Source organism: Pseudomonas sp. SWRI18, from assembly GCF_014268345.1.
Lineage (GTDB): Bacteria > Pseudomonadota > Gammaproteobacteria > Pseudomonadales > Pseudomonadaceae > Aquipseudomonas > Aquipseudomonas cedrina.
Window position 1 is genome coordinate 1 of record NZ_JACCQQ010000046.1, and the last position, 14,593, is coordinate 14,593.

General features: G+C 60.7%; 15 protein-coding genes. 3 read left to right on the top strand and 12 right to left on the bottom strand.

Annotation, left to right across the window (positions count from 1 at the left end; translation table 11 throughout):
- Window positions 1–236: 236 nt before the first annotated feature.
- From tsaB to ppc, 3 genes are all read right to left on the bottom strand, one after another.
- Window positions 237–920 (bottom strand): tRNA (adenosine(37)-N6)-threonylcarbamoyltransferase complex dimerization subunit type 1 TsaB, encoded by a 684-nt coding sequence (gene tsaB, locus H0Z09_RS26935; protein ID WP_186694869.1) that lies wholly within the window; start codon window positions 918–920, stop codon window positions 237–239.
- Window positions 921–1,008: 88 nt separating this feature from the next.
- A complete protein-coding gene (gene adk, locus H0Z09_RS26940; protein ID WP_076955092.1) occupies window positions 1,009–1,656 on the bottom strand; it encodes an adenylate kinase in 648 nt (215 codons plus the stop codon).
- Window positions 1,657–1,950: 294 nt separating this feature from the next.
- Complete coding sequence (ppc, locus tag H0Z09_RS26945; RefSeq protein WP_186694871.1) at window positions 1,951–4,596, bottom strand: phosphoenolpyruvate carboxylase; 2,646 nt, start codon at window positions 4,594–4,596, stop codon at window positions 1,951–1,953.
- 185 nt (window positions 4,597–4,781) lie between these two features.
- Between ppc and H0Z09_RS26950 the strand changes: the two genes are divergently transcribed.
- The 3 genes from H0Z09_RS26950 (at window position 4,782) to H0Z09_RS26960 (ending at window position 6,665) form a co-directional block, all read left to right on the top strand.
- Window positions 4,782–5,126, top strand: a complete 345-nt coding sequence (locus tag H0Z09_RS26950) for a pilin assembly protein (protein WP_186694873.1) — start codon at window positions 4,782–4,784, stop codon at window positions 5,124–5,126.
- 287 nt (window positions 5,127–5,413) lie between these two features.
- Window positions 5,414–5,824, top strand: a complete 411-nt coding sequence (locus tag H0Z09_RS26955) for a DUF4398 domain-containing protein (RefSeq protein WP_173390380.1) — start codon at window positions 5,414–5,416, stop codon at window positions 5,822–5,824.
- A 55-nt stretch (window positions 5,825–5,879) separates the two neighbouring features.
- Window positions 5,880–6,665, top strand: a complete 786-nt coding sequence (locus H0Z09_RS26960; RefSeq protein ID WP_076955095.1) for an OmpA family protein — start codon at window positions 5,880–5,882, stop codon at window positions 6,663–6,665.
- A 29-nt stretch (window positions 6,666–6,694) separates the two neighbouring features.
- Here H0Z09_RS26960 and H0Z09_RS26965 read toward each other — a convergent pair whose 3' ends face one another.
- The 9 genes from H0Z09_RS26965 to prfB form a co-directional block, all read right to left on the bottom strand.
- A complete protein-coding gene (locus tag H0Z09_RS26965) occupies window positions 6,695–6,892 on the bottom strand; it encodes a hypothetical protein (RefSeq protein ID WP_186694875.1) in 198 nt (65 codons plus the stop codon).
- 184 nt (window positions 6,893–7,076) lie between these two features.
- Entirely contained in the window at window positions 7,077–7,397 is a 321-nt protein-coding gene (locus H0Z09_RS26970) for a hypothetical protein (protein WP_186694877.1), read from the bottom strand.
- A 169-nt stretch (window positions 7,398–7,566) separates the two neighbouring features.
- Window positions 7,567–7,893, bottom strand: a complete 327-nt coding sequence (locus H0Z09_RS26975) for a hypothetical protein (RefSeq protein WP_076955097.1) — start codon at window positions 7,891–7,893, stop codon at window positions 7,567–7,569.
- Window positions 7,890–8,795: an alpha/beta hydrolase gene (locus H0Z09_RS26980; RefSeq protein ID WP_186694879.1), complete on the bottom strand. Its 906-nt coding sequence runs from the start codon at window positions 8,793–8,795 to the stop codon at window positions 7,890–7,892. Before H0Z09_RS26980 ends, H0Z09_RS26975 begins: the two co-directional genes overlap by 4 nt.
- 89 nt (window positions 8,796–8,884) lie before the next feature.
- Complete coding sequence (locus H0Z09_RS26985; RefSeq protein ID WP_186694882.1) at window positions 8,885–10,162, bottom strand: flavohemoglobin expression-modulating QEGLA motif protein; 1,278 nt, start codon at window positions 10,160–10,162, stop codon at window positions 8,885–8,887.
- A 20-nt stretch (window positions 10,163–10,182) separates the two neighbouring features.
- Window positions 10,183–10,731 (bottom strand): hypothetical protein, encoded by a 549-nt coding sequence (locus H0Z09_RS26990; RefSeq protein WP_186694884.1) that lies wholly within the window; start codon window positions 10,729–10,731, stop codon window positions 10,183–10,185.
- A 128-nt stretch (window positions 10,732–10,859) separates the two neighbouring features.
- A complete protein-coding gene (locus H0Z09_RS26995; RefSeq protein WP_076955101.1) occupies window positions 10,860–11,576 on the bottom strand; it encodes a TetR family transcriptional regulator in 717 nt (238 codons plus the stop codon).
- Window positions 11,577–11,682: 106 nt separating this feature from the next.
- The gene (gene lysS, locus H0Z09_RS27000; RefSeq protein ID WP_186694886.1) at window positions 11,683–13,185 is read right to left on the bottom strand and encodes a lysine--tRNA ligase; all 1,503 of its coding nucleotides are present in this window, start codon (window positions 13,183–13,185) and stop codon (window positions 11,683–11,685) included.
- 62 nt (window positions 13,186–13,247) lie between these two features.
- A protein-coding gene (prfB, locus tag H0Z09_RS27005) for a peptide chain release factor 2 (protein ID WP_130926011.1) occupies window positions 13,248–14,343 on the bottom strand; the annotation gives its coding sequence in 2 pieces (ribosomal slippage) (window positions 13,248–14,270 and window positions 14,272–14,343; 1,095 coding nt in all).
- Window positions 14,344–14,593: the final 250 nt, after the last annotated feature.

A 14,593-nucleotide genomic window follows, 5' to 3' on the forward strand; every position in this document is an offset into this window, starting at 1 on the left:
CGTGGGTAACCCGGCAGGACGCCGGGTTAGCCGCACTGGGCCATGGATGGCCCATTGCGGCGGCCCACGCTCCAAAGCCGGAGTGAGGGCACACCGAGCCTAGGCGAGGTGCCGAGTGTTGGGGCGAGGACCTTTTGGTTACTTTTGGGTCCTTCCAAAAGTGACCCGCTGTAAGAGCGGAACCCTAAGCGGCCGTTACCGCAGGAATGGATATGTACTCGGCCCAATCACCAAAATTAAAGCCCACGCTCAGCCTTGGTCTGCGCCACCTTATCGCGCAGATACACCGGCGCTGCCTGGTCCGCGGGAATCGCCTCCCCCCGCTCAAACGCAAACCGCGCCAGGGCCAGCAGATCTTCAGCATGGGGCAACATCGCAGCATCCCGCCCAACCAGCGGCACCGCCATGCGCTCACCGTAGCCCCAACCCGTGCCAGCACCGAACCAGTCGCCAATGGCGTCGACAGGCAATACCGACGCCTCCGGCGACTGCACCGCTTCTACGCCGACAAGACGCATCTCCCCAGCCGTTTCGCGATAGCAGCCCCAATAAACCTCATCCATGCGCGCATCGATCGCCGCCGCCACCTGGGAAGCACCGTGCTCCCGCAACGCGCGCTGGGCCAGTACGGCGAGGTTGGACACCGGCAATACCGGGCGCTCCAGCGCAAACGCCAGGCCTTGCACCACGCCGATGGCGATGCGCACGCCGGTAAATGCACCCGGCCCACGGCCGAAGGCGATGGCATCGACCGCAGCCAGCGTAATGCCTGCGTCCTCAAGCAGTTGCTTGATCATCGGCAACAGCTTCTGCGCGTGCAGGCGCGGGATCACCTCGTAGTGGCTCGTGACCTTGCCATCGTGCAGCAGGGCTACGGAGCAAGCTTCAGTCGCGGTGTCCAGGGCCAGCAGGGTGCTCATCGGTGTCGGTGTCCAAGTCAAAAAAGTGCGCCAGTATAAACAACAACGGCCCGCAAGCGGGCCGTTATCCGTGAAGCCGGTCGTGCGGTCAGCTCAGTGCTTGCAGCACTTTGGCAGTGATCGCTTCAACCGAGCCGACGCCAGGAATATGGCTGTACTTCGGCTTGCCATGGGCGGCGGACAGCTTCTGGTAGAAATCCACCAGCGGCTTGGTCTGGGAGTGGTAGACCGACAGGCGATGACGCACGGTTTCTTCGGTGTCGTCTTTACGCTGCACCAGGTCTTCACCGGTGACATCGTCCTTGCCTTCAACCTTCGGCGGGTTGTAGACGACGTGGTACACGCGGCCCGAACCTTCGTGAACGCGACGACCGGCAATGCGCTGCACGATTTCTTCATCTTCAACCGCGATTTCAACCACGGCGTCCAGCTCGACGCCTGCCTTCACCAAGGCTTCAGCCTGGGGAATGGTGCGTGGGAAGCCGTCGAACAGGAAACCGTTCTTGCAGTCTTCCTGGCTGATGCGCTCCTTGACCAGGTTGATGATCAAGTCATCGGAAACCAGGCCGCCGCTGTCCATCACGCTCTTGGCGATCAGGCCCAGCTCGGTGCCGGCCTTGACGGCCGCACGCAGCATGTCGCCGGTGGAGATTTGTGGAATGCCGAATTTTTCAGTGATGAACTTTGCCTGAGTACCTTTACCGGCCCCGGGAGCTCCCAGCAGAATGACGCGCATTGATGTGCTCCTCAATTTTTTATAGAGATGACGCTCGGATTCGCCGCATGGGGCCAATCTCGTAAAATATGGCGTGTAAAAATTTGGGTCCAGGCCGCCCAAACGGCCAAAGGCTGATCAAGATACACAGCAGGCCCTATCCATACAAGCCGCCAAAAGTCGCAGGAACCTGCGCCGCGCATGCGCCATAGGTAGGGTGTGCCTGGGTGCAACCCGGCCCGTTAAACAACCGCCGCCCTTTTCAGGGCGGCCGTCGCGGTTTAACCGCAAGCTGTTGAGAACACGCAAAAAACCTCAGCCGGTGTTACGCAACCCGGCGGCAATACCGGCCACCGACACCAGCAGCGCCTGTTCCAGAGGGCTGTCCTGCGCCGCTTGCTGCTGGCGCGAGCGCGCCAGCAACTCGGCCTGCAGCAAGTGCAAGGGGTCGAGGTAGGTGTTGCGCAGGCGGATGAACTCCAGGGTGTCCGGGCTATGCGCCAGCAGTTGCGACTGACCCGTCAGGCCAAGCACCACGCCGCATGCCTGCGACAATAGGTCGCGCAAATGCGCACCCAACGGCAGCAGGTCCGGCTGCACCAGGCGCTCGTCATACAGGCGGGCGATATCGGCATCGGCCTTGGCCAGCACCATCTCCAGCATGTCGATGCGGGTGCGAAAGAATGGCCATTGCTCGCGCATCTGCCCCAGCAGCTCGCCTTCGCCGCGCTCCAGGGCCTTGCTCAGCGCCGCTTCCCAACCCAGCCAGGCCGGCAGCATCAGGCGAGTCTGGGTCCAGCCGAAGATCCAAGGGATCGCGCGCAGGCTTTCAATCCCACCCGCACGGCGCTTGGCCGGACGGCTGCCCAACGGCAAGCGCCCCAGCTCCTGTTCCGGGGTGGACTGGCGGAAATACTCGACGAATTGCGGATTTTCCCGCACCACCGCGCGATACGCGCTGACACCGTCCGCCGCCAATTCATCCATCAAATAGCGCCAGGCCGGCTCTGGAGGCGGCGGCGGCAACAGCGTCGCTTCCAGTACCGCCGCCAGGTAGAGGTTGAGGTTCTGCTCGGCGATATCCGGCAGGCCGAACTTGAAGCGGATCATTTCACCTTGTTCGGTCGTGCGGAACCGTCCCGCCACCGAACCCGGCGGCTGCGACAGAATCGCCGCGTGGGCCGGGCCGCCGCCACGCCCAACCGTGCCACCGCGACCGTGGAACAACAGCAGTTCCACTTGTTGTTCGCGGCAGATATCCACCAACCGCTCCTGCGCGCGGTATTGCGCCCAGGCCGCAGCGGTGGTGCCGGCGTCCTTGGCCGAGTCCGAGTAGCCGATCATCACTTCCTGCGGGCCTTGCAAACGCGTGCGATAACCCGGCAGCAGCAACAATTGCTCGATCACCGGGCCGGCGTTATCCAAGTCGGCCAGGGTTTCGAACAGTGGCACCACGCGCATCGGCCGCTGTACGCCCGATTCTTTAAGCAATAGTTGCACCGCCAGCACGTCCGACGCAGCGCCGGCCATGGAGATGACATACGAGCCCAAGGACGCGGCGGGTGCGGCGGCAATTTCCTTACAGGTGTTCAGCACCTCGGCGGTGTCGGCAGACGGTTTGAAATACCCCGGCAACAGGGGGCGGCGGTTGGCCAGTTCCTTCATCAGGAAGCTGATGCGCGCCTCTTCATCCCAGTCTTCATAGCGACCCAGCCCGAGATAGTCGGTGATCTCGGTCATGGCAGCCGAGTGGCGGCTTGAGTCCTGGCGCACATCCAGCCGCACCAGGAACAACCCAAAGGTCACGGCTCGGCGCAGACAGTCGAGCAACGGGCCATCGGCAATCACGCCCATGCCGCACTCATGCAGCGACTGGTAGCACAACTGCAGCGGCTCCAGCAGTTCGCGGTTGTCCTGCAGCACCTCGGCCGGCGCCGGTGTGCTGCTGCTCAACGCGCTGTGGGCCCACTGGCGCGTGGCGCGCAGGCGCTCGCGCAATTGCTTGAGCACGGCGCGGTAGGGCTCGACGCTGTCGCCGACCTTGGCCTGCAAGGTCGGGCTGGCTTGCTGCATCGACAGTTCGGCGGCCAGCCGATCGACGTCGCGCAGGTACAGGTCGGCGGCCATCCAGCGGGCCAGCAGCAACACTTCGCGGGTGACCGGCGCGGTGACATTCGGATTGCCGTCACGGTCGCCACCCATCCAAGACGCGAAGCGAATCGGTGCGGCTTCCAAGGGCAAACGCAGGCCGGTGGCGCTGTGCAACGCCTGGTCAGCCTTGCGCAGGTAATTGGGGATGGCGTGCCACAGCGAATGCTCGATCACCGCAAAGCCCCACTTGGCCTCGTCCACCGGGGTGGGCCGGGTGCGGCGGATTTCTTCGGTGTGCCAGGCTTCGGCGATCAAGCGTTGCAGACGCTGGCGGATCTGCTCGCGCTCGGCGGTCGTGAGGTCACGGTGATCCTGCAGCGCCAGTTGCGCGGCGATGGCATCGTACTTCTGGATCAGGGTGCGGCGCGCCACTTCGGTGGGGTGGGCGGTAAGGACCAGCTCGATCTCCAGGCGCCCCAACTGTCGGGCCAGGGATTCGTTGCTGTGGCCTTCGCTTTGCAGGCGGGCCAGCAACTCCGGCAATACGCGGGACTCGAACGGCGCGGGTTGCGACTCATCGCGCCGGTGGATCAGTTGGTACTGCTCGGCGATATTGGCCAGGTTGAGGAACTGGTTGAATGCGCGGGCAACCGGCAGCAGTTCATGTTCCTGCAACTGGTTGAGGCGAGTACTCAGTTCATCGCCAGCTGTTTTCTCGGAAATGGCGCCGCGGCGATCCGCCTTGGCGCCTTTGCGGATCTGCTCGATCTTGTCGAGAAAATCATCGCCGTACTGCTCTCGAATGGTGTTGCCCAACAGCTCACCCAGCAGGTGAACGTCCTCACGCAAGCGTGCATCGATATCACTCATCAGCCAATCTCCAGCCAGAAATCCGGGACGCGCAGGTCTGCCAGAGTGCCGCCAGCGCCCCTTTATGACAAGACTTTAAACCTTGTCGGTTGCAGCGAGTCTCATGACTGAGTCGCCCGTGTTCATCCATGGGAGCGGCTGGTCACTCATCACCGCCTGCCATCGCGGGCTTTATTGAGGTTGCCATGAAAATCCGAGAACTGGCCCAGCATTGGGAAGAGAACGCCAAGGGTCGCTTGACCAAAACCGAGTACGCGATCCACTTGGACGTGGAGTCCGCCGCGAGGCTGTCGGCCATTGCCGAGATGTACCCCAAGCGCCACCCTGAAGAACTGCTCGGCGAGCTGATCGGCGCCGCCCTTGAAGAGCTGGAAGCCAGCTTTCCCTACATCAAGGGCCAACAAGTGATTGCCACCGATGAAGAGGGCGATCCGCTGTATGAAGACGTCGGCCCTACGCCACGCTTCCTCAGCTTGTCGCGCCGCTATCTGAATGACTTGTCGGCCAGTTCCGACGAACAGAAACACTGACGCGCTCCTGCAACACCCCTGTATTCCGGGCCTCAAGTGGGCCCGGCATACCCCTGCGCAAGGCAGAAGTTCCAATTTTTTACCCTGACCAATCGGTCAGAATATTTTTTCAGGCAAATCGCCACCTCCGCTGAACTTTTGAAAAAAGCCTCCGGTCACAGCCAGTAAGCCATCACTTGGAACGGCCGTTTTAAAAGGCACTTGTAGCTTTACCGCCAGGGCCGAAGCCGCATTCCAGTGACATGGATTTAATGTTTTTCAGGAGTTATCCAATGGAGTTGAAGACGATGAAGACCAGCACTGCCAAATCCTCGTTTAATCACCTGCGCGGGCTTAAATTGGCCGCGCTGGCAATCGGCACCAGCTTCGTTCTGGCAGGTTGCGCCGGCAACCCTCCGACCGAGCAGTACGCGGTCACCCAGTCTGCGGTGAACAGCGCCGTCAGCGCCGGCGGCACCGAGTACGCCGCTGTAGAAATGAAGTCGGCCCAGGACAAGCTCAAGCAAGCCGAGATTGCCATGCACGACAAGAACTACGACGAAGCCCGCCGCCTGGCTGAACAAGCCGAGTGGGACGCTCGCGTCGCAGAGCGCAAGTCCCAGGCCGCCAAGGCTGAACAGGCCGTGAAGGATTCTCAGAAGGCTGTTGACGAGCTGCGTAAGGAAGGCATGCGCCCGGCTGCTATCCAGCAGAAGTAAGACGCTTGCTGTGACCGAACCGCACCTGATATCGAATTGAAAGGACGACACGACTATGCGTAAACAATTGATGATCCCTGCCCTGCTGGCGATGAGCGTTGCACTGGCGGCTTGCTCCACCCCGCCGAACGCGAACCTGGAAAACGCACGGACCAACTTCTCGGCCCTGCAGACCAACCCACAGGCCACCAAACTGGCGGCACTGGAAACCAAAGACGCCAGCGAATGGCTGGACAAGGCTGACAAGGCCTACCGCGATAAAGAAGACGAGAAGAAAGTCGACCAGTTGGCCTACCTGACCAACCAGCGCGTTGAAGTGGCCAAAGACACCATCGTGCTGCGTGAATCCGAAGCCAAGCTGAAAAACGCCGGCGACGAACGCGCCCGTGCACTGCTGGACGCTCGCGATGCGCAAATCAAGCAACTGCAAGACAGCTTGAACGCCAAGCAAACCGATCGCGGTACCTTGGTGACCTTCGGTGACGTGCTGTTCGCCACCAATAAGTCCGACCTGAAATCCAGCGGCCTGGTCAACATCACCAAGCTGGCCCAGTTCCTGCGCGACAACCCGGATCGTAAAGTGATCGTCGAAGGCTATACCGACAGCACCGGCTCCGATTCGTACAACCAGAGCCTGTCGGAGCGTCGTGCGGCCTCCGTACAACGCGCACTGGCTCAACAAGGTGTGGATATTTCGCGCATCGTGACCCAGGGTTATGGCAAGGAATACCCGGTTGCCGACAACACCAGCGTGTCGGGGCGTGCCATGAACCGTCGCGTCGAAGTGACCATTTCCAACGACAACCAGCCGGTCAAGCCACGTTCGTCGATGGCGAACTGATTGATTGAAACGCGATAAGAAAACCCACCTTACGGTGGGTTTTTTTTCGGCTCGTCGAACTGGACGGTGCGATGTGTGTCCTCGGCTGGCATTTCAATCTTCCCGCCCCGCTGTTCATCCGTGTGTTCATCGCGCTCGGACCTCAGGGCCGCCTCCTCTTCCTCCAGCGCCAAATGCGAGCACGCCATGGAGAGCATGCGGTCTAATGCGGGAATAAATGAAATCATCCTCGACCCAATGTGTGTAGGTTGCAGCAGTTATGTGGCGTTTGGACTGAAACAGTTCCAGATACCTTTTGCGAACGGCAGTTGCATGACCCGCTGTGCACCCATTTACATCGCAACGCGCGCTGCGTTAGTTGGACCCGCCATGAAAAACCGCCTCGAAAGGCGGTTTTCGAAGAAGCGCTGATTAGCCACCAACCTTGCCTGAACCTTGTGCTTCCGGGATCGGGATCTGGCCCTGGCCCTGGCCGCCACCTTGATCATTCTGGGCACCTTGATCGCCCTGTGCACCTTGAGATTTTTGCGCAAGCAGCTTCTTCAGTAACTCCATCAGATCCTCAAGCTGGCTGCCTTCTCCTCCTTGCGAGCCCTGAGCCTGCAGTTTCTTGATTTGACTTTGCAGGTCCTTAATCTGTTGATCCAGACCTTGATTCTGCTGAGACCCCCCAGCGGCATTTACACCATTGCCCATGTTCCCTACACCCGGTACCGCGTTTATACCTGCCATATAGACTCACTCCAGACTAATGAAAAAAATGGACTGACCAGCAATGCCAATCAGTCCATGATCTGTGGTGAACACGTCAGGGTGGTTCCGGGCTGCCGAGCGACCGACATGGGCCAAATCATTAATCGGCACACAAAACGGCGCTTTCCCACAGCGGCGCAAGCAGCGTTCATTGTTGCAATTGCGGGGTTTCCTGGCCCATGCAACGCACGGCCTGCTTCTTATTGTTCACCAACACGCCGCTAAGGCCTTTCTGCTCGGTATCAAACATTACCAATACGCCGTCGACGCACTGCGCCACTTGCGCGGCCGGCGTCACGGAAATTTTGTAGTCCTCGCCGGGCACCGTCTTGAGCATGGTGAAATCACTGAGCAGCAGCGCATCTTCCGGTTTGGCAAAGTGAAGGTAACCGTAGAACCACAGGCAACCGACGGTACCGATGATGGTGCCAATGCCGGTAAGGATCAGCGGGATCATGTTGCGTTCTTCGCTCATTGCGGGCTCTCTGATGAATCAGGTTTGGGAGTGGGGTAGTTCGGAATTTCGCCCAGCCGGCGCAGGCCGTTGAAGTGCTGCGGGTCATCCAGGTAGCGCAGCATCACGGTTTGCCAGGTCTTGTCGGCAAAGGTCTGCACATGGCCACCTCGGGTCAGTTGCAATACCCGGGGCGGCGGTGCGGCCTGGTACAGGCGGATGCCGTTGTTCACAGGCACGATGGGGTCATCCAGGCTATGAAACAACAGTTTCGGCACGCCCGTCAGCCGTGGCATGGCAGCGATCGCGCTGTCGCCGTCCGGCACCAGCCAGGACAGCGGCACCTGCAAGGGCCATGTTAACCATGAGGTGCTCAGGGCGAATTGTCCTACGTCACGATAACTGGCGGGCACGCCGTCGAGCACCAGGGCCTTGAGCCGGGATTGGCGCTCCGGGTGGGCTGCCAGGTAGTGCACCGCCAGCGCGCCGCCCAGGCTTTGGCCCAGCACGATCAGCGGCTGGCCCTGGGTTTCGGGCGCTTTGTCGATCCAGTTGAATGCGGCGTCCACGTCCTGGTACACCGCGGGTAACGAGGGCTTGCCTTGGGACAATCCATAACCGCGATAGTCGAGCAGCAGCACCTGGTAACCCTGCTCGGGCAACCACCAGCTTCCGCCCAGGTGCCAAGCCAGATTGCCGCCGTTACCGTGCAGGTGCAGCACCGTGCCCTTGAGCGCAACACCGGGTTTAGCCGGCAGCCACCACGCGTGAAGCTTGACGCCGTCGGCGGTGATCAGGGTGACGTCACGGTACTCAAGGCGTGCCTTTTCTGGCGTGAACGGCAGGCCCGGTTCGGGGTAGAACAGCAGTGAGCTGCAGCCGTTCAAGGTGAGTAGCAGGCATAGAATGCCGAGGATTCTCATCCGTTGAAGCCTCGTGAAGGGGTTGGAAATCAATCCTACAAACCAGTGAAGCGCCCACAGTTTTGATCGGGTTTCGTCAGGGAAAGTCTCTATAGGATATTGGAGTAATCCGCCTCGATCCGATCCAGGCTCAAGTGGTTGAGGAAGTTGGAGAAACACATCCAGGCCGCCAGCGCGTTCATATCGCGGAACTGTTCCGGCAGGTATTTGGGCGGCACCACCAGGCCTTCGTCGACCAGCTGGCGCAGGGTACGCATATCCTCCAGGGTGGTCTTGCCGCAGAACAGCAGCGGCACTTGTTCCAGCTTGCCTTTGCGCACGGCGAGCTGGATGTAGTTGTAGACCATGATGAAGCCCTTGAGGTAGGACAAGTCCTTGGTAAACGGCAGGCCGTTGGGCACCGAACCACGGAATACGCGGCTGGCGTTGCCATAGCTTTCGGCCATTTCAAAGCCTTGCTCGCGGAAGAACTCAAACACCTGGAGGAAGTCGGCGCCCTCTTCCACCATGTGGATGGCGCGGGTGCGGTTGGTCAGTTTGCGCAGGCGGCTTGGGTAGGAGGCGAAGGTGATGATCTCCATCAGGATCGCCAGGCCTTCCTGGGTCACGGTGGACGACGGCGGCCCCTTGGACAGGAAGGTGCAGATCGGCTGGTTCTGGCCATTGAGCGTAGTGCCCACATGCACCAGGCCTTCATGCACTTCCAGGGCGCGTACATCGCGGTCGTTGAACATCGCGTCGGCGCGGATCTTGATGTAGTCGGCGCCCGCCGCGGCGTCGGCGACGATACCGTCGGACTCGAACACGCGGATCGTCTCTTCGGCCTCGCCAAACACTTTGTTCAGGCGGGTTTGCAGCAGAGCCACGGCGTCCTTGGCGGTGAGGGTCTTGGCTTCGTCCTTGAGGTCGCCACGGCCGTCGATATTGTTCAGGTAGTCGGACAGCATCAGGCCCAGGTCAGCCAGGGTCGGATCGCCGGCGTGGAAGGCATCGGAAGCGGCGCCGTACAGCTCCTGGGAGATCAGGCCGAAATCCTCGGTGCCGCGCGCTTCAAGCATGCGCACCACCATGCGGTATTCCTTGCACATGCGGCGCATGATCTGCCCCACCGGGCTGAACTGGCCAAGGCGGCGGGTGATATCGCGCTCGATGTTCTGGAACTCCAGCTTCACCGCGCTGGAGTCGAACGACAGCGGCCGGTTCAGATAGTAATCACGGTCCACCGCGGGCATTTCCTTGCCCTTGGCCTTGAGGAATCCCTGGCGAATGTGGTCGTCCCACTTCACGGCATCGAGGACGCGTATCGGTGTTTGCGCCAGCACAATGCGATCGGACAAGGTGCGTATCGTCTGCTGGTAATCGTCCACCCGGTGCTTCCTCTTGAACGTTATTGGCCCGCGCGCCGGTAGCGCACGGCTTCCACGAATACATCGGCGTTGGCCGGGTCATCCAGGTAGGCAAACACCTGGTCCATGTCGCTGTCGACCAGCACCCCATCGCCTTCGGCGGTTTCCACGGTGCTGCCATGCAGCGCCTGTTGGCCGATGGCCTGGTGGATCTGGTCGAGGTCGAGGTTGTAGACCACCAATTCGTGCTTTTCGTTGATCTCAAAGCCGGCCAGGATGAAATGCCCACCCAGTTTGGCCGGCAACGGCGCCGACAGGTACCAGCGATTGCCATGGCGCGAAACCGTAAACAGGTACTCGTCGCGCTGGCCCGGCTTGGCTGTAGGGTAGCTCACGGCTTTATAACGGTGTTCGCCGGCGCGGGTGATGTGCAGATTGAGCGGCTCGCCCCAGGCGTTCTTGCTGGCCCATTGGCCCAGCAGCTCATGCGGCGCCGCTTCGCGCGCGGGCAGCGGGTTCTTGAAGGTGACCAGGCAACCGCTGAGCAGCAGGAACGACAAGGCGATTACCGCAAGGCGCCAGGTTTTCATGTAATACCCCGTCAGATGTGGGCGCTGGCTTGCCTGCGATACAGGCACCTCGATACTTCAGGTACACCGAGGTGATGCTATCGCAGGCAAGCCAGCTCCCACATAAAGCAGATCGCCCACAGGCCTGGCTAGACCGAGGCCAACACCAAATGCATGTAACGCTTGAGAATCTCAAGCATCTCTTCGCCGGTCAGGGGCTCTGCGCCGCCCAACAGGCCCTGATATTCCATCCGACTGATTATCGCCGTCAACACTTTGGCATCCTGTTGCGGTTCGCGCGAGCCCAATACCTGGAAAAACTGCCCGGTGCCCTGCAACAGGATTTGCTGATGGGAACGCACCAGTTCCGCCAGGCGCGGGTTGAGCAACGCCTCCTGGCGAAAGGCCTGCTCGGCCATCAGGTGTTCTCGACGGTTGGTCAGTTGGCGCAAGACATAGTCGGCGGTCAGCCGCGCGATGTCATCGGCCAGTTGCGAGCGGGATGCCGGGCTGCCGTCGCCGTACGCGACCATTTCGCGCAGCAGGCCTTCGTTACGCACCCAGAGCTTGCCCATGAAAGCGGCGCTGCGTTCGACGTATTGGGCAAAGGTATCGGTGAGCAAGTCATCGATATCCTTGAAATAGTAGGTGGTGGCCGACAGCGGCACCCCCGCCTCCGCCGCCACCGCCCGATGGCGCACGGCCCGTACGCCGTCGCGCACCACGATACGCATGGCCGCGTCGAGAATGTCCTGCCGGCGCTGTTCGCTGCCGCGACGGCTGGCCTTGCGGCCCTGGTACTGGACGCTTTCAGCCACGGCAGCGGCAATGCCGGCGGCGCCTTCTTGTGCGGTTACGCGGTTCACGACTTACATCCTTGAATAGATCAAAACCTGGCGCTGTTTGCTTGACGCTTATAAACGCCACATAAAAAAGCCGCCTTATAAAAGGCGGCTCTGAATTTCGCTACGGTTACGCTTGGGGCCGCATGTGCGGGAACAGGATCACGTCGCGGATCGACGGCGAATCGGTCAACAACATCACCAGGCGGTCGATGCCGATGCCTTCACCGGCGGTTGGCGGCATGCCGTATTCAAGGGCGCGGACGAAGTCGGCGTCGTAGTGCATGGCCTCATCGTCGCCGGCGTCCTTGTCGGCCACCTGGGCCATGAAGCGCTCGGCCTGATCTTCCGCGTCGTTAAGCTCGGAGTAGGCGTTGGCGATTTCGCGGCCGCCGATGAACAGCTCGAAACGGTCGGTGACGTTCGGGTTGTCATCGTTGCGACGGGCCAGCGGCGACACTTCGAACGGGTACTGGGTAATGAAGTGCGGCTGTTCCAGCTTGTGCTCCACCAGCTCTTCGAAAATCATCACCTGCAATTTGCCCAGGCCTTCGAAACCGAGCACCTTGGCCCCGGCTTTCTTGGCGATGGCACGGGCCTTGTCGATGTCGTTCAGGTCGTCGGCCGTCAGCTCGGGGTTGTACTTGAGGATCGAATCAAACACCGACAGGCGCACGAACGGCTCGCCGAAGTGGAACACCTTGTCGCCATACGGCACGTCGGTGCTGCCCAGTACCAACTGCGCCAGCTCGCGGAACAGTTCTTCGGTCAGGTCCATGTTGTCTTCGTAGTCGGCGTAGGCCTGGTAGAACTCCAACATGGTGAATTCCGGGTTGTGGCGGGTCGAGACACCTTCGTTACGGAAGTTGCGGTTGATCTCGAACACCTTTTCGAAGCCGCCGACCACGAGGCGCTTGAGGTACAGCTCCGGCGCGATACGCAGGAACATTGGCAGGTCCAGCGCGTTGTGGTGAGTTTCGAAAGGCTTGGCCGCGGCGCCACCAGGAATGGTTTGCAGCATCGGGGTTTCCACTTCCAGGAAGTCACGCTGCATCAGGAAGCTGCGGATGTGGGCGATGACCTGCGAACGCACGCGGAAGGTCTTGCGCACGTCTTCATTGACGATCAGGTCAACGTAGCGCTGGCGATAGCGTTGCTCGGTGTCGGTCAGGCCGTGATGCTTGTCCGGCAGCGGACGCAGCGACTTGGTCAGCAGGCGCACGTGGGTCATTTCAACGTAAAGGTCGCCCTTTCCGGAGCGGGCCAGGGTACCTTCGGCGGCAATGATGTCGCCCATGTCCCAGGTTTTCACCGCGGCCAGGGTTTCTTCGGAAAGGGTCTTGCGGTTGACGTAAACCTGGATACGCCCGGTCATGTCCTGGATCACCATGAACGAGCCACGGTTGAGCATGATGCGACCTGCCACCTTGACCGGGATCGCAGCCTCTGCCAGTTCTTCCTTGGTCTTGTCCGCGTATTGAGTCTGCAAGGCCTCGCAGTAGTTTTCGCGGCGGAAGTCATTGGGGAAGGCATTGCCCTTGGCGCGCTCGGCAGCAAGCTTTTCCTTGCGCAGGGCGATCAGGGAGTTTTCTTCCTGTTGCAGGGCTTGCGGATCGAGTTGTTGGTCGCTCATGTCTTTTGATTTTCCATCAGGTTCGTTGTCCCAGGCCTTAGGCCGGGGATCGCCTACAGTCTTTACAGCCCCGATTTCAGGCTGGCTTCCAGGTATTCGTCGATATCGCCGTCGAGTACCTTGTCGCAGTCACTGCGTTCGATGTTGGTGCGCAGATCCTTGATCCGCGACGCATCGAGCACATAGGAGCGGATCTGGTGGCCCCAGCCGATATCCGACTTGGTGTCTTCCAGCGCCTGGGAAGCGGCGTTGCGCTTCTGCATTTCCTGCTCGTACAACTTGGCCCGCAGCATTTTCATGGCGGTGTCTTTGTTGGCGTGCTGGGAACGTTCGTTCTGGCAACTGACCACGGTGTTGGTCGGTACGTGGGTAATACGTACGGCCGAGTCGGTGGTGTTGACGTGCTGGCCACCGGCACCGGAGGAGCGGTAGGTGTCGATGCGCAGGTCGGCCGGGTTGATCTCGATTTCCACCTTGTCGTCGATCTCTGGCGAGACGAAAACCGCGCAGAACGAGGTGTGGCGACGGTTGCCGGAGTCGAACGGGCTCTTGCGCACCAGGCGGTGCACGCCGATCTCGGTGCGCAGCCAGCCAAAGGCGTATTCGCCCTTGATATGCACGGTCGCGCCCTTGATACCGGCGACTTCACCGGCGGACAGCTCCATGATGGTCGCTTCGAAACCGCGCTTGTCCGCCCAGCGCAGGTACATGCGCAGCAGGATGTTGGCCCAGTCCTGGGCCTCGGTGCCGCCGGAACCGGCCTGGATGTCCAGGTAGGCGTTGTTCGGGTCCATTTCGTGGCTGAACATGCGGCGGAATTCGAGCTTGGCGAGGTTCTCCTCGAGACGGGCCAGCTCGGCGACGACATCGCCCACTGCGCCTTCGTCGTCTTCTTCGACGGCCATGTCCAGCAGGTCACGGCAATCGGCCAGACCGGTGTTCAGTTCATCGAGGGTGTCGACGATCTGCGCCAGCGCAGCGCGCTCGCGGCCCAGTTCCTGGGCGTATTCAGGTTTGTTCCAGACAGCGGGATCTTCAAGCTCGCGATTGACTTCGGTCAGACGCTCATGCTTTTGATCGTAGTCAAAGATACCCCCGAATAGTTTCGGAGCGCTCGGACAGGTCCTTGATGGTGTTAAGGATCGGGTTGATTTCCATGGCGGGCAGCACTCGTTGGCGAACTTTTGAAAGCCGGCGAGTATAACGGCAAATGGGGTCAAACGGCAGCCCGCTTGGCGAAAAGGCGAGTTTGATGACCGATGAATATCCAATGTGGGAGCGGGCTTGCTCGAAGACGGTGTGTAGTGAGCGGGCTTACCCTAATGCCAGTCAGTTAAGCGCAATCCCCTGTGGGAGCGGGCTTGCTCGCGAAAGCGGTGGGTCAGTCAACATCAATGTTTGCTGTGCC

Bases quoted from the DNA above. Each gene is read 5' to 3' on its own strand.
- tsaB (WP_186694869.1), bottom strand. From the start codon at position 920: ATGAGCACCCTGCTGGCCCTGGACACCGCGACTGAAGCTTGCTCCGTA.
- adk (WP_076955092.1), bottom strand. From the start codon at position 1,656: ATGCGCGTCATTCTGCTGGGAGCTCCCGGGGCCGGTAAAGGTACTCAG.
- ppc (WP_186694871.1), bottom strand. From the start codon at position 4,596: ATGAGTGATATCGATGCACGCTTGCGTGAGGACGTTCACCTGCTGGGT.
- H0Z09_RS26950 (WP_186694873.1), top strand. From the start codon at position 4,782: ATGAAAATCCGAGAACTGGCCCAGCATTGGGAAGAGAACGCCAAGGGT.
- H0Z09_RS26955 (WP_173390380.1), top strand. From the start codon at position 5,414: ATGAAGACCAGCACTGCCAAATCCTCGTTTAATCACCTGCGCGGGCTT.
- H0Z09_RS26960 (WP_076955095.1), top strand. From the start codon at position 5,880: ATGCGTAAACAATTGATGATCCCTGCCCTGCTGGCGATGAGCGTTGCA.
- H0Z09_RS26965 (WP_186694875.1), bottom strand. From the start codon at position 6,892: ATGATTTCATTTATTCCCGCATTAGACCGCATGCTCTCCATGGCGTGC.
- H0Z09_RS26970 (WP_186694877.1), bottom strand. From the start codon at position 7,397: ATGGCAGGTATAAACGCGGTACCGGGTGTAGGGAACATGGGCAATGGT.
- H0Z09_RS26975 (WP_076955097.1), bottom strand. From the start codon at position 7,893: ATGAGCGAAGAACGCAACATGATCCCGCTGATCCTTACCGGCATTGGC.
- H0Z09_RS26980 (WP_186694879.1), bottom strand. From the start codon at position 8,795: ATGAGAATCCTCGGCATTCTATGCCTGCTACTCACCTTGAACGGCTGC.
- H0Z09_RS26990 (WP_186694884.1), bottom strand. From the start codon at position 10,731: ATGAAAACCTGGCGCCTTGCGGTAATCGCCTTGTCGTTCCTGCTGCTC.
- lysS (WP_186694886.1), bottom strand. From the start codon at position 13,185: ATGAGCGACCAACAACTCGATCCGCAAGCCCTGCAACAGGAAGAAAAC.